The organism is Ruegeria sp. CDSB136, assembly GCF_059610965.1.
The window spans coordinates 82,327-104,359 of record NZ_JBXWOP010000004.1 but is presented as its reverse complement, the minus strand read 5'-3'; the positions used below and the strand labels follow the sequence as shown (position 1 = coordinate 104,359).

Annotated in this window: 24 protein-coding genes; 14 read left to right on the top strand and 10 right to left on the bottom strand. The window is 56.2% G+C overall.

Annotated features, from left to right (window positions below; genetic code table 11):
* The 6 genes from AC2FIR_RS06025 to AC2FIR_RS06000 all read left to right on the top strand — a co-directional run bounded on the left by AC2FIR_RS06025 (position 1) and on the right by AC2FIR_RS06000 (position 6,516).
* A complete protein-coding gene (locus tag AC2FIR_RS06025) occupies positions 1 to 1,098 on the top strand; it encodes a branched-chain amino acid ABC transporter permease (RefSeq protein WP_496744109.1) in 1,098 nt (365 codons plus the stop codon).
* The gene (locus tag AC2FIR_RS06020; RefSeq protein ID WP_496744111.1) at positions 1,095 to 1,859 is read left to right on the top strand and encodes an ABC transporter ATP-binding protein; all 765 of its coding nucleotides are present in this window, start codon (positions 1,095 to 1,097) and stop codon (positions 1,857 to 1,859) included. The genes AC2FIR_RS06025 and AC2FIR_RS06020 overlap by 4 nt, the downstream gene beginning before the upstream one ends.
* Entirely contained in the window at positions 1,856 to 2,629 is a 774-nt protein-coding gene (locus tag AC2FIR_RS06015) for an ABC transporter ATP-binding protein (protein WP_480910531.1), read from the top strand. The genes AC2FIR_RS06020 and AC2FIR_RS06015 overlap by 4 nt, the downstream gene beginning before the upstream one ends.
* 4 nt (positions 2,630 to 2,633) lie before the next feature.
* The gene (locus AC2FIR_RS06010) at positions 2,634 to 4,520 is read left to right on the top strand and encodes an AMP-dependent synthetase/ligase (RefSeq protein ID WP_496744113.1); all 1,887 of its coding nucleotides are present in this window, start codon (positions 2,634 to 2,636) and stop codon (positions 4,518 to 4,520) included.
* Between the two features lie 29 nt (positions 4,521 to 4,549).
* Positions 4,550 to 5,710, top strand: a complete 1,161-nt coding sequence (locus AC2FIR_RS06005) for an ABC transporter substrate-binding protein (protein WP_170806331.1) — start codon at positions 4,550 to 4,552, stop codon at positions 5,708 to 5,710.
* A gap of 134 nt (positions 5,711 to 5,844) precedes the next feature.
* Positions 5,845 to 6,516, top strand: a complete 672-nt coding sequence (locus AC2FIR_RS06000; protein ID WP_496744115.1) for a YrbL family protein — start codon at positions 5,845 to 5,847, stop codon at positions 6,514 to 6,516.
* A gap of 112 nt (positions 6,517 to 6,628) precedes the next feature.
* On the opposite strand, the gene rpsI is transcribed toward AC2FIR_RS06000, so the two are convergent.
* Both rpsI and rplM read right to left on the bottom strand, forming a co-directional pair.
* Complete coding sequence (gene rpsI / locus AC2FIR_RS05995; protein WP_170615060.1) at positions 6,629 to 7,114, bottom strand: 30S ribosomal protein S9; 486 nt, start codon at positions 7,112 to 7,114, stop codon at positions 6,629 to 6,631.
* A gap of 6 nt (positions 7,115 to 7,120) precedes the next feature.
* On the bottom strand, positions 7,121 to 7,579 hold the full coding sequence (gene rplM, locus AC2FIR_RS05990) for a 50S ribosomal protein L13 (protein WP_039536983.1): 459 nt from the start codon (positions 7,577 to 7,579) through the stop codon (positions 7,121 to 7,123).
* Positions 7,580 to 7,821: 242 nt separating this feature from the next.
* Here rplM and AC2FIR_RS05985 point away from each other — a divergent pair, with 242 nt between their 5' ends.
* Positions 7,822 to 8,187, top strand: coding sequence for a nuclear transport factor 2 family protein (locus tag AC2FIR_RS05985; protein ID WP_170615061.1), 366 nt, complete (start codon positions 7,822 to 7,824; stop codon positions 8,185 to 8,187).
* Positions 8,188 to 8,190: 3 nt separating this feature from the next.
* On the opposite strand, the gene AC2FIR_RS05980 is transcribed toward AC2FIR_RS05985, so the two are convergent.
* A complete protein-coding gene (locus AC2FIR_RS05980) occupies positions 8,191 to 9,594 on the bottom strand; it encodes an aminotransferase-like domain-containing protein (RefSeq protein WP_170615062.1) in 1,404 nt (467 codons plus the stop codon).
* A gap of 99 nt (positions 9,595 to 9,693) precedes the next feature.
* On the opposite strand from AC2FIR_RS05980, the gene AC2FIR_RS05975 reads away from it, so the two are divergent.
* Positions 9,694 to 9,921: a DUF1127 domain-containing protein gene (locus tag AC2FIR_RS05975; protein WP_170615063.1), complete on the top strand. Its 228-nt coding sequence runs from the start codon at positions 9,694 to 9,696 to the stop codon at positions 9,919 to 9,921.
* A 59-nt stretch (positions 9,922 to 9,980) separates the two neighbouring features.
* Here the strand turns inward: AC2FIR_RS05975 and AC2FIR_RS05970 are convergent, their stop codons facing one another.
* A complete protein-coding gene (locus AC2FIR_RS05970; RefSeq protein WP_170615064.1) occupies positions 9,981 to 10,424 on the bottom strand; it encodes a PaaI family thioesterase in 444 nt (147 codons plus the stop codon).
* A 30-nt stretch (positions 10,425 to 10,454) separates the two neighbouring features.
* Between AC2FIR_RS05970 and AC2FIR_RS05965 the strand changes: the two genes are divergently transcribed.
* The 4 genes from AC2FIR_RS05965 to gluQRS all read left to right on the top strand — a co-directional run bounded on the left by AC2FIR_RS05965 (position 10,455) and on the right by gluQRS (position 14,436).
* Positions 10,455 to 11,267: an enoyl-CoA hydratase gene (locus AC2FIR_RS05965; protein ID WP_480489837.1), complete on the top strand. Its 813-nt coding sequence runs from the start codon at positions 10,455 to 10,457 to the stop codon at positions 11,265 to 11,267.
* A gap of 262 nt (positions 11,268 to 11,529) precedes the next feature.
* Positions 11,530 to 12,870: a methylenetetrahydrofolate--tRNA-(uracil(54)-C(5))-methyltransferase (FADH(2)-oxidizing) TrmFO gene (trmFO, locus tag AC2FIR_RS05960; RefSeq protein ID WP_480910515.1), complete on the top strand. Its 1,341-nt coding sequence runs from the start codon at positions 11,530 to 11,532 to the stop codon at positions 12,868 to 12,870.
* Positions 12,871 to 12,907: 37 nt separating this feature from the next.
* Positions 12,908 to 13,522, top strand: coding sequence for a class I SAM-dependent DNA methyltransferase (locus AC2FIR_RS05955; protein ID WP_480524043.1), 615 nt, complete (start codon positions 12,908 to 12,910; stop codon positions 13,520 to 13,522).
* A complete protein-coding gene (gene gluQRS, locus AC2FIR_RS05950; RefSeq protein WP_496744118.1) occupies positions 13,519 to 14,436 on the top strand; it encodes a tRNA glutamyl-Q(34) synthetase GluQRS in 918 nt (305 codons plus the stop codon). Before AC2FIR_RS05955 ends, gluQRS begins: the two co-directional genes overlap by 4 nt.
* 6 nt (positions 14,437 to 14,442) lie before the next feature.
* Here the strand turns inward: gluQRS and hisI are convergent, their stop codons facing one another.
* Positions 14,443 to 14,832: a phosphoribosyl-AMP cyclohydrolase gene (hisI, locus tag AC2FIR_RS05945; RefSeq protein ID WP_480910510.1), complete on the bottom strand. Its 390-nt coding sequence runs from the start codon at positions 14,830 to 14,832 to the stop codon at positions 14,443 to 14,445.
* A gap of 48 nt (positions 14,833 to 14,880) precedes the next feature.
* Here hisI and AC2FIR_RS05940 point away from each other — a divergent pair, with 48 nt between their 5' ends.
* Together AC2FIR_RS05940 and AC2FIR_RS05935 are read left to right on the top strand one after the other, a co-directional pair.
* Positions 14,881 to 15,333, top strand: a complete 453-nt coding sequence (locus AC2FIR_RS05940) for an iron-sulfur cluster assembly scaffold protein (protein WP_496744122.1) — start codon at positions 14,881 to 14,883, stop codon at positions 15,331 to 15,333.
* Positions 15,334 to 15,392: 59 nt separating this feature from the next.
* Entirely contained in the window at positions 15,393 to 16,031 is a 639-nt protein-coding gene (locus AC2FIR_RS05935; protein WP_170615071.1) for a MarC family protein, read from the top strand.
* Between the two features lie 186 nt (positions 16,032 to 16,217).
* On the opposite strand, the gene AC2FIR_RS05930 is transcribed toward AC2FIR_RS05935, so the two are convergent.
* The 5 genes from AC2FIR_RS05930 to sciP form a co-directional block, all read right to left on the bottom strand.
* A complete protein-coding gene (locus AC2FIR_RS05930) occupies positions 16,218 to 16,340 on the bottom strand; it encodes a hypothetical protein (RefSeq protein ID WP_321253024.1) in 123 nt (40 codons plus the stop codon).
* A gap of 112 nt (positions 16,341 to 16,452) precedes the next feature.
* On the bottom strand, positions 16,453 to 18,543 hold the full coding sequence (gene recG / locus AC2FIR_RS05925; protein ID WP_496744124.1) for an ATP-dependent DNA helicase RecG: 2,091 nt from the start codon (positions 18,541 to 18,543) through the stop codon (positions 16,453 to 16,455).
* The gene (gene ligA, locus AC2FIR_RS05920; RefSeq protein ID WP_496762031.1) at positions 18,540 to 20,792 is read right to left on the bottom strand and encodes an NAD-dependent DNA ligase LigA; all 2,253 of its coding nucleotides are present in this window, start codon (positions 20,790 to 20,792) and stop codon (positions 18,540 to 18,542) included. The genes recG and ligA overlap by 4 nt, the downstream gene beginning before the upstream one ends.
* Positions 20,793 to 20,914: 122 nt before the next feature.
* Complete coding sequence (gene ctrA, locus AC2FIR_RS05915) at positions 20,915 to 21,631, bottom strand: response regulator transcription factor CtrA (protein WP_496762027.1); 717 nt, start codon at positions 21,629 to 21,631, stop codon at positions 20,915 to 20,917.
* An 83-nt stretch (positions 21,632 to 21,714) separates the two neighbouring features.
* Positions 21,715 to 22,008: a CtrA inhibitor SciP gene (gene sciP, locus AC2FIR_RS05910; protein WP_170619092.1), complete on the bottom strand. Its 294-nt coding sequence runs from the start codon at positions 22,006 to 22,008 to the stop codon at positions 21,715 to 21,717.
* Between the last annotated feature and the right edge of the window lie 25 nt (positions 22,009 to 22,033).

Genomic DNA, 22,033 nt, shown 5'->3' with positions numbered 1-22,033 from the left:
ATGCGGGTTGTTTTCAAAACAAGTTACATGCAGGACATCAGACCGTGGAAAGACGGGTACCATTTAGGATTGTACCTGGCCTTGCTTGCCATCGCCGCTGCCGCACCCTGGTGGCTGGACGACTTCTTTCTTGGTGAACTGACAAACGTTCTGATCTGGGCGGTCGCAGGACTGGGATTGATGCTGCTGACCGGCCACACCGGTCAGGTCAGCCTGGGTCACGCTGCCTTTCTGGCCGTTGGATGTTACGCCAATGTCATTCTGATCGAGGCTGGAATTCCCTTTGTGGTCGCGTTTCCACTGGCCGGGGTTCTGACCGGCATCGCCGGAGTAACTGTTACCATCCCTGCCCTGCGGTTGCATGGGATTTACCTGGCGATCTTCACGATGGCCTTGTCTATTCTCATGGACGACATAATAGTGCTGGCCGAACCCATTACCGGAGGTGTCTCGGGTAAGTATTTGGGCGGGGTCGAGATTTTCGGACATCTGGTGGATCGCTGGGCGACGCCGTCCTGGTTCTACTGGCTGGTTCTGTCAATTTCGGTTGTTGTCACATTGGGCTATATCAACCTTCTGCGCTCGCCTTTGGGGCGCAGTTTTATCGCCGTGCGGGATTCCGAGGTATCCGCACAGGCCATGGGCGTGGATATTGCCCGAACCAAAATGATCTCGTTCGCCTTGTCCTGCATGGTCACGGGCTGGGCTGGCGCGCTGATGGGCATGTTTGCCGGCGCATTTAATAACGAGACTTTCAGCGTCCTGATTTCGATTCAGTTGCTGATGATGATTGTGATCGGCGGGCTTGGGTCAATCCACGGTGCCTTTCTGGGCGCGATTGTCATTGGATTCCTGCCGCAATTTCTCTCCATTTCAAAGGAATACGTCGGGACCTTGATCGGCGGGAACACGGTTGCCATTCCGGGACTGGAGTTTGGTATTTTCGGGATGATCCTGATCGGGTTCATTCTATTTGAGCCGATGGGCATTTACGGCCGTTGGCTGAAAATACGCACATGGTTGGAGCTGTTTCCCTTCTACCGAAAAGATATGTTCAAAAGGCAGAAATCCTATCTCAGAACGGAGCGTCTGAGATGAGTTTTCTGAACTTCGAACACGTCACCCTGAAATTTGGCGGACTGACGGCCGTAAATGACTTGTCGTTTTCAGTTGAAAAGGGTGAGGTTTTCGCAATCGTTGGTCCGAATGGTGCGGGAAAATCTACCGTTTTCAACCTGATATCCCGGTTTTATGATCCAGTTTCCGGGTCCATCACATTCGACGGACATGATCTGCTGAGGGTTAAACCCTCTGGCGTTGCCGATTTTGGTGTTGCGCGCACATTCCAGAATATCGAGCTGTTCGAGCATGCCACGGTCCTGCAAAACCTGCTGGTCGGGCGGCATCGGCATCGTAAAGCTAATTTGCTTTCTCAGGTCCTGTTCACACCGTCCGCAAAAAGACAGGAGATTGAAAACCGTGAGAAGGTTGAAGAGATCATTGAATTCCTCGACTTGCAGGCCTTTCGCGACAAGATGATATCGGGCCTGCCCTACGGTGTCCGCAAAGTCGTCGAGGTAGCGCGGGCATTGGCCACCGAACCCGGCCTTTTGATGCTGGACGAACCGGCCTCGGGTCTTTCCGTTGAAGAGACAACTGACATGCGATGGTGGATCGACGATGTCAGGCGGCAAATGGGAATCACTGTGCTGATGGTGGAACATGATATGGGGTTGGTGTCCGGCGTGTCAGATCGGGTTCTGGCCATGGCGGATGGTGCCCGGCTGGCCTTGGGAACACCGGCAGAAGTTCAGTCGCATCCGGCCGTTATCGAAGCGTACCTGGGGAAGGCTTCATGAGCGAACCGATCCTGACCATCCGCAATGTAGAAAGCTTCTACGGCCCTATCATGGCTATACGCGGTGTATCTTTGGAGGTACACGAGGGTCAGATCGTTTCCATCCTGGGCGCGAATGGTGCTGGCAAAACGACCCTGATGAAAACGATCTCGGGTGTAATGGACCCGGAAAAGGGGCAGATCAGCTTTGAAGGTTGCGACATTCAGGGGGCCGAGCCGCACATCGTTGTTCGGAAAGGAATTGTGCACGTCCCTGAAGGGCGCGAAGTTTTTCCGTTGCTGACAGTGGACGAGAACCTGAGCCTTGGGGCCTATACCTCGACCGACAGGACACGTATCGAACAGGACCGGGAACTGGCTTTTTCCTATTTCCCGATCCTGAAAGAAAGGCGGCATCAGGAGGCCGGGACGCTTTCGGGGGGGCAACAGCAAATGCTGGCAATCGGGCGCGGGCTGATGGCGAACCCGAAGATCATGCTGTTGGATGAGCCGTCGCTGGGGCTATCACCCATTTTGGTGCAGGAGATTTTTGGCATCCTGAAACGTCTGAACGAAGAACAGAACATGACAATGATGCTGGTTGAACAGAACGCAAACGCAGCGCTGGAACTGGCACATTATGGATATGTGATGGAAGTCGGCCGCATCGTCATGGACGGGCCTTCCGGCGATCTGATGAAATCCGACGATATCCGAGATTTCTATCTGGGCGTGCAAGAGGACGGTGCGCGCGAAAACCGCCGTTGGAAACGCAGAAAGACGTGGAGGTAGGCGGATGAATATCAGCCCCCTGCCCCCACAGACTGCGATCAACGGTGTTCAGTACAATGCGATGCCAGGTCAGCGCCCGGTTTGTGTGGATGGTTGCATCACCATCGGTCAGTTGTTCCGAAAACGCTGTTTGGAACTGGGCAGCCGGACGGCACACCGCGAAAAGGACTATGGTATCTGGAAGTCCTACTCGTGGAATGACTACTGGAAACATGCCGAATGGATCGGGCTTGGACTGCGGAAACTTGGCCTGCAACGGGGCGAGGTCGTTTCCATCCTTTCCGAGGACCGCAAAGAATGGGCCTGGTTCGACATGGGCATTCAGGCCGTCGGTGGCATCGCTTCGGGGGTTTATACAACTGACTCGGCCAAGCAGTTGAACTATTTGATAAATGACAGCGGCAGCCGATTTCTGATTGTCGAAAACGAAGAGCATCTGGACAAGTATCTCGAGATACAAGGCGACGTCCCCGGTCTTTTGAAGGTCATCATCCTTGAGGACGAAGGCCTGCACGATCTGGATCATCCACATTGCCTGATGGTCGATGACCTGTATGAGATCGGGAGACAGGCCGCTGTAGAAGAACCGGATCGGTTTTCGGCAGAAATTGCCAAAGCCTCTCCTCCGGATACGGCATTGCTGGTCTACACGTCCGGCACCACCGGAATGCCGAAAGGCGCAATGCTGAGTCACGAGAACATTCTGGCCGCCATCGAAGCCGGAGCGCATTCGATGCCGACCATGGCCAGTGACGAACAGCTTTGTTTCCTGCCTCTGTGTCACATTCTGGAACGGGATGTATCGGTATTCTTCCCTCTGGCCGCGAAGTGCACGGTGAACTTCGCGGAAAGCCCGGAGACGGTTTTTGCCAACCTGCAGGAAGTTTCACCCACAACCTTCACGGCGGTTCCGCGGGTATGGGAGAAGATCTTCTCACACGTTCAGATCATGGCGCAGGAGGCTACGCCGATAGGGCGCGCAGCCTATGGAATGGCCCTGAAGGTCGGCTACCGCCGCGCTGAGTACCTGCTTTCCGACAGGCCTATTCCGATGGGTGTTTCCGCGCGCTTTTGGCTGTGGGACAGGCTGGTGCTGCGAAATCTCAGGCGTATGCTGGGGCTGGATCGAATTCGGCGCGGTGGCACAGGGGCAGCGCCGATTTCGCAAGAGCTGCTGAAATGGTACTGGGCCATCGGCGTGCCGTTGATCGAAGGGTTCGGCATGACGGAAACAGCCGGGCTGGCGTCCGTCAACACGCTGACAGACAACAAGATCGGTTCAATTGGCAAGGCCGTAGCAAACAATGACATCCGGATTTCGGACGAAGGCGAAATTCAGATCAAAGGGTTAAACATCTTCCAGGGTTACTGGCGCAACAACGCAAAAACGGCCGAGACATTTACGGCCGACGGCTGGCTTAAGACAGGCGATATGGGCCGCATCGACGAAGATGGCTTTGTGTCCATCACGGGACGCCTGAAAGACATCATAATCACTGCTGGCGGCAAGAACGTCACCCCGGCCGAGATTGAAAGCCGCCTGAAGTTCAGCCACTACATTTCGGACGCGGTCATCATCGGGGATCAGCGCAAGTATCTGACCGCCCTGATCATGATTGATCAGGAAAACGTAGAAAAATACGCGCAAGGCCGGAAAATCCCGTTTTCAAGCTTTGCGTCCCTGTGTGCAGCTCCCGAAATAAGGGATCTGATCGGCGCTGAAGTATCGTCGGTCAACGACGACCTCGCCCGCGTCGAGCAGATCAAGGACTTTCGCCTCATCGACGTTCTGCTAACTGCCGATGATGACGAACTGACCGCCACGATGAAACTCAAACGGAGTTTTGTTGAAAAGAAGTACGCACATCTCATTGAAAATATGTACGAATAGACATGGTGTACCCCAAAGGGAGGATGAACATGAAGAACGTGATGAAAGGACTGGCAGCATTCGCCGCCCTGTCGGTTTCGCCGAATCTGGCGATGGCCGAAACGCAGGGCGTCACAGATAGTGAAATCGTCATCGGTTCGGTCAATGATCTGAGCGGGATTTTCGCTGCAGTTGGTGTTCCTGCCACGAAGGGCGCAAATGTGGTCTTTGACCGCGTGAACGCCGAAGGTGGCGTTCATGGCCGGACTATCCGCTTTGTCGTCGAAGACAACGGCTATCAGATGCCACGCGCCATGCAGGGCTACAACAAACTGCTGAATCGCGACAAGGTCTTTGCCATGTTGCAATCGCTGGGAACGCCAATGAACTTGGCAGGGTTCAAGCTGTTGGATCCAAAGGGGATTCCCAACGTTGCCCCTCTGACAGCCGCGCGTCAGATGTTGCAGGAGCCCATGCGCAACAAATTCACGTCCTTCTCGACCTACTTCGATCAAAGCCGTGTTGGTGTGAAGTATTTGGCCGATCAGTTCGGGTCTCAGGCGGTGTGCAGCATGTATCTGCCGACAGATTTCGGGGAAGAAATCCTTGAAGGAACGAAGGCAGGTGCCGAAGAAGCAGGCATCAGCTTTGCCGCCGAGACCACGCACAAGCCGGATGAGACGGATTTCGTCGGCTCGCTCAGCAAATTGCGGGATGAAGGATGCGATATCGTGACGATAGCGCTTGGGGTAAGGCAGGCGATTACCGTTGTGGGCACTGCCAAGAAGATGGGCCTTGAGGATATGAAATTCCTCGGCACGTCGGCCAGCTTCCTGACCGTGGTCGCCCAGGTGCCCGGCGGCGTGACCGAAGGCTTTTACGCCGCAGCCTCCTGGCAGGACTTGTGGGCGCGGGCAGATGAACCTGCGCCCGCAGCCTTCATTGAAGAATACAAAACGGCTACAGGCGAAGACCCGGTGGGCTTTGCGATGCTGGGGTATTCAGCGGCGGAAATGATGGTCATGGCGCTTGAGGCCGCAGGCCCTGATCTGACGCACGACAGCTTCATCGCCGCGATGGAAACGTTGGACTATCAGGACGAGTTGATCGGGAATCACATGTCATTCGGCCCCGATGATCATCAGGGCGCCGATTCAGTCTATGTCAACGTGGTTGAAAACGGAGCCTGGAAACTGGTCTATGAGGAATAGCTCAGGGAAACTCCTTACCAGAATTTAACGACAACGACCCGCCCTCTTGGGCGGGTCTTGCGTATTGGATGCATGGCGCTGATCTCGGCACCCGCTAAGCTTGCGCTGTCACGAAACTGTTATTATCTGGCGGTATGGCTACATCTCGAATCGAAAATCGGCTGAACCTGCAAAACTGCGAAGTCATAGCGCAGGGAAACCGTCAGTTTGTTTATCAACACCCTGACTCGCCGGACACGCTTCTGAAAATTCCGCAACCGCATACCCAGGACGAAAACGCCAACCTAGTGACGGACACGTGGTTCGACCGTCTTTTTCGCCGGTCTACTGTGTTCAAAGGGTTCTTGCGCGAATTTCATGAGTCCTTTGACCTGATGGTTCGCTATCAGAACCGAGACGAACCTATTCCAGTCTGTGAAGTCCGCGGCGTGATCCAAACCAATCTGGGTCTTGCGCTGATGTACGAGCGCATCTCGGAACCGGACGGCCAATTGTCACCCAGCCTTAAGGAGCTGGCCCAAAGCGGGCGTCTCACGCAGGAGCATCTGGATTCATTGAACAAACACTTTGACATGTTGGTCGAAGAACAGGTCCTTATCAGCAACAAGAATGCTGGAAATATTGTCTATCAGTCGTACTCTGACGGGTCCGGGCGATGGGTATGGATCGACAGTTTTGGCAGCAAGCAGATGATACCCATACGACGCTGGTCGCGCCGTATGAACAAGCGCAAACTTGATCAGATTAGGCAAAGGTTCATGGGCCTCGCCGAAGCAGCGGTGCAACAAAGCAAAGCTGAACATTAACCTGCGTTCAGACGAAACCAGCGGTTTGTCACCTGCAACTGGCGCAAGCGCCTGAACAAAAAAACGGTCGCAATTTCTTGCGACCGTCTGAATTCTGAATCTCTGTAGCTTATTAACGCTTCGAGAACTGGAACGAACGGCGTGCCTTGCGCTTACCGAACTTCTTACGTTCCACAACGCGGCTGTCGCGGGTCAGGAAGCCAGCGGCTTTCAGGGCGCCGCGCAGGCTGGGATCGTACAGCTGCAGTGCTTTCGAGATACCGTGCTTGACCGCACCGGCCTGACCGGTCAGGCCACCGCCTTTGACGGTTGCGACAACGTCGAACTCACCTTCCACGCCGGCAACCTGGAACGGCTGGCGCAGGATCAGCTGCAGAACGGGACGTGCAAAGTAGACGTCCTGATCCTTGCCGTTCACGGTAACCTTGCCGGAACCCGGCTTGATCCAAACGCGGGCAACAGCGTCTTTACGCTTGCCGGTGGCGTAGGAACGGCCCAGCTCGTCACGTACGGGTTCACGCACGATGACTTCTTCGGCCACGGTTTCAACGCCTGCGACGGCGCTCAGCTCTTCGAGAGTATTGATCTGATCAGCCATCGGTCATTAGCTCCGGGTGTTTTTCTTGTTCATGGACTTGACGTCCAGAACTTCGGGGGCCTGGGCTTCGTGCGGGTGCTCAGCACCGGCATAAACGCGCAGGTTGGTCATCTGCTGGCGCGCCAGACGGTTGCCCGGCAGCATGCGCTTGACCGCCTGGGTCACGACGCGCTCGGGGTGTGCACCCTCGAGGATCTGCTGCTTGGTGCGCGACTTGATGCCGCCCGGGTGGCCAGTGTGCCAGTAGAAGTTTTCTTCGCGCTTCTTGCCGGTCATCTGGATTTTGTCAGCGTTGATTACGATGACGTTGTCGCCCATGTCCATGTTCGGGGTGAACGACGCTTTGTGCTTGCCACGCAGACGCATGGCGACGATCGAGGCAAGACGGCCCAGAACAACGCCCTCGGCGTCGATCAGGATCCATTTCTTGTCGATGTCTGCAGGTGTTGCAGAAAAGGTTTTCATGGCAGGATAGTCCTGTTTGATGTGAAAGACCGCCCCTGGAGGAGCGGCCCGAATTCGATGGATGGGGTTTAGACCTACTGCAATCCCCGGTCAATACATGCAAACGTGATTTAATTAAGTAATTACAGCAGGTTAAAAAATAGGTATTATTTTACCCCAAAAAACTTGGTCCAAAATGGCCATCATTCACCACACTGATACAGTCACAGGTATGTCATGTCTCTTGGATGCGGAGAAGTCGAATGAAGGAACTGACCCGGACAATAGCCAAGTATGGAGCTGCCTGGCAGGAAACTGATGCGAATAAGCGCCTTGAATTGCTGACGCAGTGTTTCGCAGAAAATGGTCGATATGTAGATCCAACCGCTGATGTTTCGGGCCGAAAGGAATTGTGCGCGCATATTGGGAATGTCCTGAAGGATGCGAATGGCCGCGTCGACATTACCAGCGGCCCGACATCACATCATGACGTGGTCCATTTTACGTGGCACATGGTGGCGCCCGATGGCTCGGTCATGGTTGCGGGACATGATTTTGTTCATCTGGATGCGCAAGGAAAAATTGCGCATTTGGCCGGATTCTTCGGGGACCCATCGCCTCTGCCTTAGCAATCAGACACTGATTTGTTCGGGTGGGTTGTCTAGCAGAGCCCGTAAGCGGTGCATCGCATCTTCAAATCGTTCAAGTGACACGTGCCCGTTCATGGCAATGCGTACCGCGTTCGGGGCGCGACCATCGCGCAGTGCGAATTCATCTGCCGAGCGCAGTTGAATTCCTTCACGCTCCGCCGCGCGGCTGAAGGCTGCGGCGCGCCACCCCGATGGAAGGTTTAGCCAGACAAACGGCACGTCCGGTGCCCAGTTCAGATCGAAGCCGCCCAGTGCGTTTACCGCCACGCGCACATATTCCCCCATCCGTTTGCGCACATCCTGCGTCACCTTTCGGGTCCGGGGATCTGACAGCAACAGACGTGTCAGTTCGGCCAGCGGCTGCGCCAGGCCGAAATATCCGTATTCTGCCGAACGGCGCAGATCCACGCTACGCTCCCTTGGTGCGATGGCGAACCCGACCCGCAGAGCCGGCGTCAGAGTTTTCGAGATCGAAGAAACGTGCCATCCCCTTTCTGGCGCCAACGCGCGATAGCTTGGCTCGCGGGCGTCCCCCATGCGATAACAATCGTCCTCGATAATCTGAACGTCATAGCGGCGGGCGACCTCGACAACCTCTTTTCGCCGTTCCAGTGGCGTGTGTGACCCGGTCGGGTTTTGTACTTCGGGCGAGACGCAAACAGCCTGTGCCGGGGTCTGGCGCAAAACATGCTCCATCGCGTCCGGATCAATTCCCCACCGGTCCATTTTGACGCCGACAACTTGCGCGCGCATCAACTCTCCGGCCCGGCGGAACCCGGCGTAAGACAAGTCTTCGACCAGAACGACCGGCTTGGGGCCACGCAAGATAGTCTGAAACACCAGGCACAGCCCGTTCTGTCCGCCGTGTGTCAGTACAATATCATCATGGGTCAATGCGCCCAGCGGCAGATCTGAAAGCCAGTTGACCACCGCCTGACGCATCGGCTTGTACGCGTCACGCGTTGGGTAGTTCAGGAAAAGGCCGGGATCGGACTGAGCCACCTTCTGGAGGCATTCCCGGATCAAAGCCACCTGCCCTGCATCGGCCAGGCGTGGGCTGAACAGACTTACATTTGCGTTGTACTTGTCATCCCGCAAATGCAGTTGCCTGGCCCAGACATCGTCCAGAATGGGCGATTGTGGCGGGGCTACAAATGTACCACGCCCGACCTCGGCGTGTAGCAAGCCCTCGTCCGTCAGAATCGTATAAGCGCGTGCAACAGTGCCGGGCGTGATCTGCAGTCGATACGCAAGCTCGCGGACCGGAGGTAGTTTCGCACCAACTTCCAGAATATTGTTATCAATGGCTTTTCGGATTGTGTCGGCCACCAATGTATACTTGGGGCCTTTGGATTTGGGCAATGACTCTGGCCAAATTGTATCCATTACAATTCTTCCTTTGATTTTGACACAATCCTGAATGTATCAATCACATGTACCGAACATTTACGCTTTGTGTCAATACAATTTGAAAGGAACCATGACATGACACGCGCAATGCACAACCCCGCTCTTATGCTGCTGACCGACAGCCCCCGGCTGCCGCTGATCGCCGCGCTGGCAGTGCGGTTTGCAGCGACGGTCACCAAATGGGAACAACGCCGCCGCAGCCGCGTCAATCTTGGAAAGCTGGACGATAAATTGCTGCAGGATGTCGGTTTGACCCGGCATCAGGCCTATCGCGAAACCAAACGCTATTTCTGGATGAACTAGAAATCCCCAGTCCCATTATTGGGACCTCTTCCCTGGCCGGGGCATGCCCCCGGCCTTTTTTATCCAAAAGCGGCCGCAGCCGATCCGTCCGGCGGAAGAGAATATGTCATGCTGGCCCGCGCGGCGGGTTTGTCCGAGCCTTCTGAAAACATCAGAACGTCACCGACAGCCAATGTCCGACCCAGTTTCAGCAAACTACAATGTGCAATCATGTCCGCGCCGCCATCGGGTTTGCGCAGGAAATCCATTGAAGCGCTGGTCGTAACCGCTAAAGCCTGCCGCCCTTTTCTGGCCAGAACCATCGCATAGACACTGACATCGGCGAGCGCAAAGATGGAAGGGCCCGAAATGGTACCGCCGGGCCGAAGGTGCCGGTTAGCAACAATCAGGCGCATTTTGACCGAGTCGCAAGACAATTCTTCGACCATGAAATCCTCGCGAACCTGCGGAAAGACCTGCGCCAGATAATCAGACAGTTCCTTTTTGTTCAGCGCCAACGACATACTTCCACTCCTCGCCTTGTCGCCCTAGAGTTGGCGCACAGCCAGCAGGAGGGCAAGATGGCAATTCTGGAACGTAACGACACCGGCGCAATCGCACATCTGAAAATGAACGCGCCCGAACGCCTGAATGCCCTGAGCGACGAAATGCTGGCGGCGCTGCAGGCCGAGCTTGACGCTCTGAAATCCGATGCCTCGATCCGCGCAGTGATCCTTTCCGGTGCCGGGAAAGCATTTTGCGCAGGCCACGACCTGAAGCAGATGACCGCCGGTCGCCAGGCTCCGGACCGTGGGCGGGGGTATTTTCAGGACCTGTTCGCGCGGTGTGCCCGGATGATGATGTCCATCCAGTCCCTGCCCCAGCCCGTCATCGCGCAGGTACATGGCATCGCGACCGCCGCGGGCTGCCAGCTTGTCGCGACTTGCGATCTGGCGATTGCGGCCGAAGGCACGCGGTTTGGCGTCAATGGGGTAAATATCGGGCTTTTCTGTTCAACGCCGATGGTTGCGCTTAGCCGGAACATCCCGCGCAAGCATGCGTTCGAGATGCTGACCACCGGCGACTTCATTTCTTCCGAAAGGGCAGCTGAGCTGGGGCTTGTGAATCGGGCAGTGCCGGAAATGCTGTTGGAACATGAAACGATGTCTTTGGCCGAACACCTGGCGACCAAACTCGGAACCGCCGTAAAAATTGGGAAAGAGGCGTTTTACCAGCAACTCGAAATGCCAATCCAGCAGGCCTATTCCTATGCCGGCGACGTAATGGCGGAAAACATGCTGCATCGGGATACCGAGGAGGGAATCTCGGCTTTTATCGAAAAACGGCCGCCAAATTGGCACCAATGAGGCAATTGTTTTACATTTTTTTCCTCACTGTCCGTATTTTTGCACTTTTCAAAAGGGCGACACTGTGGCAAAGCTTGGTCGAGGTTAAGGCCTCAACGATACTTTTGGGTCGCCGTGGGCGGAAGGTCCCTCCGAGCTGGTCTCTCTCACCGGCGCAGACATTCCCGCAGCGGCGACCCCAAGATCCCCCTCTCAATCCGCACTTTATTCGACGCGTGCAGTTCTGTTGCGTCGGTCAGCACTCTGCCCTATGTGGCAGATTATGACACAGAAACTGCATATCGTGGGCGGCGGCATGGCCGGGTCCGAGGCGGCCTGGCAGGCTGCGGAGCTTGGCGTGGATGTCGTGATTCACGAAATGCGGCCCAAGGTGGGCACATTTGCGCATCAGACTGGAAATCTGGCCGAGATGGTTTGTTCGAACTCTTTCCGGTCGGATGACGATGAACAGAACGCCGTCGGTCTGCTGCACTGGGAAATGCGCGCCGCAAACGGGTTGATCATGACGACCGCAGATGCGCATCGGCTGCCCGCCGGTGGCGCGCTGGCGGTTGATCGCGATCCGTTTGCCGAGGCGGTCACCGCCAAATTGCGGGCGCACCCTCGTATCGAAATAACCGGAGAGGAAATCACCGCCCTGCCCGATGTCGGACAATGGATCTTTGCGACCGGGCCGCTAACATCGCCAGAATTGGGCGAAGCCATCCGCACAGAGACCGGAGCCGAGTCGCTGGCCTTTTTCGATGCCATCGCACCGATCGTCTACGCCGACAGCATCGATATGAGCCGGGCCTGGATGCAGTCGCGCTATGACAAGGGCGAAACCGAAGAGGAACGAACGGCCTACCTGAACTGCCCCATGGATCGCGATCAGTATGAGGCGTTCATCGACGCGTTGCTGGCTGCGGACAAAACCGAGTTTCACGAAGGTGAAACCGCAGGGTATTTTGATGGCTGCCTGCCGATTGAGGTCATGTCGGAACGCGGTCGTGAAACCTTGCGGCACGGGCCCATGAAGCCAGTTGGCCTGACGAACCCGCATCAACCGGACGTGAAACCCCATGCGGTGGTTCAGTTGCGCCGCGACAACGCGCTGGGAACGCTTTTCAACATCGTCGGCTTCCAGACCAAAATGAAATACGGGGCCCAGACCGAGGTGTTTCGCATGATCCCGGGGCTGGAGAACGCCAGTTTCGCGCGTCTGGGTGGCATTCACAGGAATACCTTTATCAACTCTCCGACATTGCTGGATTCGCAGATGCGACTGAAATCCAAACCAAATATCCGATTTGCTGGCCAGATCACGGGTGTTGAAGGCTATGTCGAAAGCGCGGCGATGGGTCTGTTGGCCGGTCGTTTGGCCGCCGCTGAAATCATGGGTCTTTCCAAACCTGAAGTGCCGCAGGACAGTGCCATGGGTGCCCTGATCCATCACATCACAGGAGGGGCCGAGGCCAAGACTTTCCAGCCTATGAACGTAAATTTCGGCCTGTTTCGCCCAGTTGACGGCCTTAAAGGCGGACGGCGCGGGCGAAAGGACCGTTACAAAGCCTATACGGACCGAGCTAAAGCTGAATGGAAGAACTGGCTTGCGCATTGGTGACTGGACGCGCCGGGCAAACCGGGCCTAACATACCGGTATGAGCGACAAATACCTCAAAGACACTTACGATTTGGATAGCCCGCAGGAAACCCGGGCACATTATCAGAAATGGGCCCCGTCCTACGATGACGAGGTTGGCGCCAATGGCTATGCCACGCCGGGACGTGTTGCCGAAGCGCTTTGGTCCAAAATGCCCGAGGCGCAGACACCAATTCTTGATTACGGGTGCGGCACAGGCCTGTCCGGCGTCGCATTAAGGGATGCCGGTTTTCAGATCGTCGACGGTGCTGACCCGACGCCGCAGATGCTTGAAGGGGCCAAGGCCAAGGGGGTTTATCGCAACCTGAAGACCTTCGACATCACAAACTCAAAACCTTTGACGGCTGGTGAGTACAAGGCAATCACAGCGATTGGCGTGATCGGCATCGGCGCAGCCCCGCCCGAGACATTGGATATGCTGATGCATGCACTTCCAAAGGGCGGATTGCTTGCATTTTCTTTTAACGATCATGCGCTTGCGGATCATACTTACACCGTTCGATTGAATGACTGGCTGGATATGGGCGCGGCGCGTCTATTGTTCCGCGAATACGGCCCGCACTTGCCCGGCCTGGACCTGAAGTCCGAAGTGTATGTTGTAGAAAAGACGTGACTTTTGTAACCCGGTTTGCCCCGTCACCCACAGGTCCTTTACATCTGGGGCACGCGTACTCTGCCTTGCTTGCCAGCGAAATGGCCATTGCCGAAGGCGGAGAGTTTCTTCTACGCATTGAAGATATCGACCGTTCCAGATCGCGGCTGATATGGGAAGACCAGATTTATGAGGACCTGAGATGGCTGGGCCTGCATTGGCCTGAACCAGTCATGCGCCAATCCGCGCGTTCGGCGATTTATGAAAAAGCGCTTGATGATCTTTGGGTTCAGGGCCTGCTTTACCCTTGTACGTGCAATCGAAGGGACATTCTGGCTGCCGCCAGCGCCCCACAAGAAGGTGCGCCGTTGCATGGTCCGGATGGAATCATCTACCCCGGAACGTGTCGTGGAACTCTGAAAGAACGAGGTTCAGGCGGAGACAGGCGGCCAACGGACATCCCGCTTCGTCTGGACATCTCGGCAGCAACCAAAAAAGCCGCCAGCCTTTTCAAAGACCGCACGATACCAGGAGGACTGGCGACATCGGTAGCGAGTTTCACGGAATTGGGTGAAGGCCCGAACGGCGAGACCGGAGTGATTGAGTTCACTCCGGAGGAGATGGAAACCTGCATCGGTGATGTAGTCCTGTCCCGGCGTGATATGGGAACCTCATACCACCTTTCCGTCGTTCTGGATGATGCGGCACAGGGCGTCACGCATGTTGTTCGCGGACAGGACCTGTTCGAAGCCACCCGAATACATGTTCTGCTGCAGGCGCTGCTTGGTCTTCCGACGCCATTCTACCACCATCACCACCTGATCCGGGATGATACCGGCAAACGGTTGGCCAAGCGTGATGATGCCAGGGCGATCGCCAAATACCGCGCCGAAGGGGCCAGCCCCGGCGATATCCGTGCGATGGTTGGGCTATAGCGGCCGCTACGACATCGGGGCCATCAATTCGACTTCCTCACCATCTCTTACGGCTGTGTAGAAACAACTGCGCCTGTTGGTATGACAAGCCGGTCCTGTCTGGCGCACAAGAACCAACAGGCAATCCCGGTCGCAATCGACCCGGAAATCCACCAGTTCCTGGACGTTCCCCGAGGTTTCACCCTTGACCCAGAAGGACTGACGGGATCTGGACCAATACGTGACGCGGTGCGAATCCAGCGTGCGCTGAATGGCGTCGGCGTTCATCCATGCCATCATCAGAACGTCGCCTGTCTGCTCATCCTGAGCGATGGCGGGGACCAGACCGGATTCGTTGTATTTCAGGTTGGACGGATCAAAGACGGGTGTTTCAGACATGACAAAAACCTTTTGCATCCCGAGGGCTGGCCACTATGTATGGGGAACAGCCAATGAGGGAAAGCCATGTCCGGCGAGAACGATCTAATCAAGCTCTATTCCGGCCGCATTCTGGCGCTTGCATCGGATATTCCGCATTTGGACCGGCTGAATCACCCGGACGCGAGCGTCAAGAAAAGGTCTCCGTTGTGCGGGTCCACTGTCACCGTTGACGTCAAACTGCGCGATGGGCGGATTTCTGATTTTGGACAGGATGTGAAAGCCTGCGCGCTTGGGCAAGCCTCTGCTTCGGTTGTGGGTCAGGCCATTATTGGCGCGACCCGGGCGCAGGTGGAACTGGCGCGCGAACAGCTGTCGGCAATGTTGAAAAAAGCAGGCCCTGCTCCCGACGCGCCGTTTGACGGGCTTGAGGTGCTGATGCCTGCCCGCGATTACAAGAACCGGCATGCCTCGATCTTACTGGCGCTGGACGCGACGGCCGAGGCGATGGAAAAAGCAGAACAGGCCAACTGCGCCTGAACGTGGTATTTTTTCGAAAATCTCTCTAGTCTCCGGGCTGAAATTGGGGAGAGAGAGTTTTGGATAATTTACTTGAGCATTTCGTGACCCTTTGGGTTGTGATCGACCCGATCGGTACAATTCCAGTCTTTGTTGCCGTCACGGCGGGCATCGAGGCTTCGGCTCGTCGCAAGACGGCATTACTCGCTGCGTTGATCAGCGCCGGTGTGTTGCTGTTTTTTCTTGTGTTCGGTCAATTGCTGATCGAAGCGCTGGATATCGGCCTGAACTCGTTTCAGGTGGCCGGGGGGATCATCCTGTTCCTGTTCGCGCTGACGATGATTTTCGGGGAAAGTAAATCGGAAACCGATCAGCGCCTGGTCGAAGAGGATTCTGCAATCAGCACAAGTAAACCCAACCCGGCAATCTTTCCGCTGGCGGTGCCGTCCTTGGCGTCACCCGGCGCTATGCTGGCTGTCGTCATTCTAACCGACAACAATCGATACAGCTTTGCGGATCAGGGAATTACCGCGCTGGTGATGCTGGTGGTTTTGGCAATTGCCGCGGTATTGATGTTGTTGGCCGACCCCATCATCCGGGTCATCGGGCATTCCGGATCGGCCATCATCAGTCGCGTCATGGGAATGATCCTGGCCTCGGTTGCGGTCAATTCAGTTCTATCGGCGCTGATGGAAATCTTCAGAACGGGCCAATTGTAAAAAAAAAACCGCCGCACCTTCCGGGCGGAAAGGGCGGCGGCAGGTAACGCGTTTCTCGTGGAGGTCCGGATATCCGCGTGGGGCCGAGGCATGGCCCCTCAAGGGAATTGGGACAGGCAGGTCACCCTTGACTGAAATGGGGAAACAAGCGCGGCTTAATCGGCACGAGATCGCAGGCAGAAGGGCTTAGAAACCCACGGGAAGGTGAAGGGCAACCACCAGCATGACGACCAGTGACACCGCGCCCGCCGCATCCTGAACAAGTGTGGCTTGCGAGCGGGTAATGGCGGATTTGATCTGGGTCAGCATGGGTTCACCTCCGGTCAGGGTTTTAATCCTTTGTTGACCTTTTGTTCTCATATTTTTTCGAGTCGGTAAAGAACTTTTTGAGAACATTTGTGAACTAAATGGAAATTCTCACCTAACCTACTGAAATCAAACGGATGGCCTGATCCTGTTTCATCAGCCATAGCAGAACTCGCGCGGCCTTGCCCCGGTCTGACGTCAAATCCGGATCCGCAGACAGCAATGCCCTGGCGTCTGACTGGGCAACCGCCATCAATCCGGCCTGACGTTCCAGATCGGCAATACGGAACTTCGGCAAACCGGATTGCGCGGTTCCAATCAGATCCCCGGCTCCTCGCATCTGCAGGTCGGTCTCAGATATGCGAAACCCGTCCTCAGTCTCGCGCAAGACTTCAAGACGTTTGCGCCCACCTTCGCTCAGCGGTGGTTGATACATCAACAGACAGGTGGATGCGTCCTGCCCCCTGCCGACCCGCCCACGCAATTGATGCAATTGCGCCAGCCCGAATATCTCGGCGCGTTCGATTACCATGATCGTGGCATTTGGAACGTTTACGCCCACCTCGATCACCGTCGTTGCTACCAGAACTTTGGTGTTGCCAGATTGAAAGGCATCCATCGCGGCGTCTTTTTCGGCCGGGGGCATTTGTCCATGCACTAGGCCGACCACGTCATCCCCCAGTATCGCGCGCAGCCGCTTGAACCGTTCCTCGGCAGCAGTCAGGTCTGAAACCTCGGATTCGTCCACCAGGGGGCAAACCCAATAGCACTGCCTGCCTTCTTCGATGGCGTGCCTCAGGTGGGCCACAACCTCATCCATGCGTTGCGTGCTGACAACGGCTGTTTTGACAGGCTTGCGTCCGGGCGGCTTTTCATCCAGCACCGAGACATCCATGTCTCCGTATTGCGCGAGCGCCAGACTGCGCGGAATAGGCGTGGCGGTCATGACAAGGACATCGGCGCCCTTCCCCTTGTCCGACAATTCCATTCGCTGGCGCACACCAAACCTGTGCTGCTCATCCACGATTGCCAAATGCAGGGCTTTGAATTCCACATCGCCCTGAAAAACGGCATGTGTGCCGACAAGTATCTGAATATCACCCTTTCTCAGCGCGGCCAGCTTGGCTTTGCGTTCAGCGCCCTTGTCCCGTCCGGTCAGGATTTCCAGCACGACACCAGCCTCGTCCGCGAGTGGGCGCAATCCCTCCAGATGCTGCCGAGCCAGAATCTCGGTCGGCGCCATCATGACGCCCTGCCCGCCCGCCTCGACCGCGATCAGCAACGCCATGAAAGCGACCAACGTTTTGCCGGCGCCAACATCCCCCTGCAGCAAACGGTTCATTCGTGCGGCTGACGCCATGTCGGCGGAAATCTCCTCGATGGCCCGCAATTGTGCACCTGTGGGGCGATATGGCAGGGTGCACAGCACCTTCGATTGCAAAACGCCGGTTGCCCTGCTGACAATTCCGCGCGACTTCCTTTCCCGGCTTCGGGCCAGGGCCAGCGTCAACTGATGGGCCAGCAATTCGTCATAAGCCAGACGCTCACGCGCGGGTGCAAACATTGCTACGTCATCTGCCCCTTGCGGATGATGTGCCGACTGGATGGCCGTTTTCCAGCCCTGCCAGTTCTGACGCGCCACCTGAGCCGGATCGATCCATTCGTCCAAATCCGGAGCGCGGGCCAAGGCGCTATGCGCCGCCTTGTATGCGGTCTTCTGGGTCACGCCTTGGGTCAGATGATAGACAGGTTCAAACTCCGGCAGCTCTCCGGCCTGTTCCGGCGAAACCACGTGATCGGGGTGTACCATTTGCGCCATTCCGTCGAACAGCTCCAGTTTACCTGACACCAACCTGCGTGCCCCTGGCGGCAGAATTTTTGTAAGGTAGTCGCCACGCGCGTGAAAAAACACCAGCTGGAAATCGGCCTGACTGTCCTCGACGTGAATACGATACGCGCCGCCTTTCGTTCTTGGGGGGCGATGCGTGCCGACCGTGACCTCGACCGTCAGTGTTGTTGGCAGGTTTGCACCCTGAATAGTGTCACGCCGCCGCCGGTCGATGACGGCATATGGCAGAGCAAACAAAACGTCACGAGGTGACTCGATTCCGATCTGCCCCAACAACTGAGCTGTTTTCGGACCCACACCTTCAAGTGTTTCAAGCCGGGCGAAAAGTGGGAACAGGGGTTCAGGGCGGCCGCTCATGCATCCCCGATCAGCTGCAGCCAGCCGTCTTCATCCAACGTCGTAATCCCAAGATCCGCCGCTTTCTTGGCCTTTGACCCCGCGCCGGGACCTGCCACAAGCAGGTCGGTTTTCTGACTGACCGAACCTGAAACCTTGGCACCCAACGCTTCTGCCCGAGCTTTAGCTTCCGCACGCGTCATCTTTTCAAGCGTTCCGGTGAATACAACCGTTTTTCCGGCAACCGGACTGTCGGATGCCGGGGCCTCCGGTGGTATGATCGTCAGGTGTCTGCGCAAATCGTCAAACGCCTGACGCTCTTCCGAGTTTGCGAAAGCATCGGACAGGGACAGCCCCAAAGTCGCACCGATGCCGTCAATGCCGGTCAGATCGGACCAGGCCTGTGCAGCCGTCTTCGGGATATCCAACCCGGTTATTGCGGCATCGCGCGCCTCCTTGATCCGTGCTCTTCGGTTGCCGGCTGTCGCGGCTTGGCGCTCAGCCTCCTCTGCTTCATCCGCAGCGCGTTGGGCCAGGGCAGCCGGCCGGGCTGCATCAATGGCCTGCGCCATCGCTTCCCAATCCCGATAGAACAACGCAAGATCCCGTGCGCCCACTTCACCAACGTGGCGTATCCCCAGCGCAAACAGTAGTCGCGCCAACGGGATCGTGCGCTTCTCCTCAATCGCTTCAAACAGATTTCCGGCCGAGGTCTCGCCCCACCCATCCCTGTTTTTCAACCGCGCCAGGTTTTTGCCGTCACGCTCTTTCAGAGTGAAGATATCCGCAGGCGTGTTGATCGGTAGCGTCGGGTCGTCATGAAACATTTCGATCTGTTTGGCGCCCAGACCTTCGATATCGAAAGCCTTGCGAGATACGAAATGCTTCAGCTTTTCAACGGCCTGTGCCGGGCAAATCAAACCTCCCGTGCAGCGGCGAACCGCATCCCCGTCCTCCCGGATCGCTTCGCTTCCGCATTCAGGGCACCGTGTTGGAAATTCGAAAACAACAGAGTCGACGGGACGCTTTGACAGATCCACGTCGGCAACTTTTGGGATCACATCGCCTGCCCGATAGACCTGAACCCAGTCGCCAACCCGAATATCTTTGCCATCTCGGATTGTTCCGCCTTTTGCATCGCGCCCGGCTATGTAGTCTTCGTTGTGCAGCGTCGCGTTGGAGACGACGACCCCGCCAACCGTCACTGGGTGCAGCCGGGCCACGGGGCTAAGCGCGCCGGTACGGCCGACCTGAATGTCGATGGCCTCAAGCCGGGTCCAGGCCAGTTCCGCGGGAAACTTGTGGGCCACCGCCCAGCGTGGCGTGGTCGACCGGAACCCAAGCCTAGCCTGAAGCGCCAGCTCGTTTACTTTGTAAACAACGCCGTCGATGTCATAGCCAAGCGTTGCGCGTTGCGCCTCGATGTCCCGATAATGGTCCAGCATCTGACCGGTTGTTTCACACAGCCGGGTCAGCGTATTTGTGGCGAACCCGAAACCTGCAAGACGTTCAATTGCGACCATTTGCGTGTCAGCCAAAGGTTCTGACGATTCGCCCCAGGCATAGGCAAAGAACCGCAACGGGCGCGTCCGAGTAATTGAGGCATCCAACTGACGCAAAGACCCGGCCGCGGCGTTGCGGGGATTGGCAAATGTTTTGTCGCCAGCCTGTGACTGACGCGCATTCAGGTCGTCGAAATCGACGTGTGACATGTAGACCTCACCCCGAACCTCGAGAACTTCGGGTGCGTCTTCAATGGTTTGAGGAATGTCCGAAATCGTGCGCGCGTTTTCGGTTACGTTCTCGCCCACCTCACCGTCGCCACGCGTTGCGGCCTGAACCAATTTTCCACCCTCATACCGCAAGGACAAGGACAGACCGTCAATCTTCGGTTCTGAAGTGAAGGCAAGCGGCGCATCATCCCGCAACCCCAGGTATTTCCGGATCGAACGATCAAAATCCCTGACGTCTTCGTCGTCAAAGGCATTGCCCAGCGACATCATCCGCACAGAATGTGCAACTTTGGAAAACCCTTCAGCGACGCGCGCACCAACCTGTTCGCTTGGGCTGTCCGGACGTTTCAGATTCGGAAAACGCGCCTCGATTTCTGCGTTTCTGCGCTTGAGCTGGTCGTATTCCGCATCCGAAATCTCGGGCGCGTCTTCTGTGTGGTATTGGGTATTGGCGCGCAGCAAAAGGTCAGAAAGGCGCGCCAGTTCTTCCTGCGCTTCCTGTTCTGTCAGGTCGGTTACCGAAATGGAGTTGCTCATGGCCTCGCCCTGTCACGTGATCTTGGACCTCAGTGATAGGGCGAGGTCATGGCCAGGTCCAGTCGTGCTGTTCGTGAGTGAGGGTGCCGCCCTGAACCGGCAGCGGCATTTTCAGATTTCGCTCAGGCGCCGACTGCCATTCGGGTTTCATCGAGGTTGGCGTTTTGCGGATCGCGCAAAACATAGCCCCGCCCCCAAACCGTATCGATGTAATTTTCACCTCCGGTTGCATTGCTCAGTTTCTTGCGTAGCTTGCAAATGAAGACATCAATGATCTTAAGTTCCGGTTCGTCCATTCCGCCGTATAAATGATTTAGAAACATCTCCTTTGTCAGGGTTGTTCCCTTTCGAAGGCTCAGCAGTTCGAGCATTTGATATTCTTTGCCTGTCAGGTGAACCGCTTTCCCCTCGACCTCAACAGTTTTTGCGTCAAGGTTGACCGCGACACGCCCGGTGTGAATGACGGACTGTGAATGCCCCTTCGAGCGCCGAATGATCGCGTGAATACGGGCAACCAACTCTTCACGATGGAAAGGTTTGGTCAGATAGTCATCGGCACCAAAACCGAACCCTTTGATTTTGCTTTCAGTATCGTCCGCGCCCGAGAGAATCAGGATCGGAGTTTCGACCCGAGCGATCCGCAATTGCCGCAACACTTCATGTCCGGTCATGTCCGGCAAGTTGAGGTCCAGCAATATCAGGTCGTAGTCATAAAGCTTTGTCAGATCGATGCCTTCTTCGCCGAGATCCGTTGCGTAAACGTTCAGGTTGGCATGTGTCAGCATCAGTTCGATGCTTTTGGACGTTGTCGGATCATCCTCGACAAGAAGTATACGCATTCACTGCTCCAATTCAGGTCAAAATTGCAATTTCAATTCAACCTTGATCAAAAATAGTTAACCCGGTGTTACCGTTGAATCATTTATTCATGCTCTACCTTGGGTTGTCTATATTTTTTTAACGCTGTCACTTTTAATGCGTCCACCCCGTAGTCTGCGACGGCGGCGACCCACCCATTGAATTCCTCGTCACTGATTCCATATCGTTTCTTTGCGTCCGATAGGGTAATCAGCCCATACACAACGCCCCGAACGACAGTTGCCTTGCGCGAGGCGACCCAGCGGCGCGTTTCCGCCGGAGGCAGATCAGCCCGTGATAAAACCGTTCCATCCGGCAGGGTTACCGATCTTGGCCCCTCAACTTTGTGCAAATACATCGTTCGCCTCACTTTCTGCTGCGAC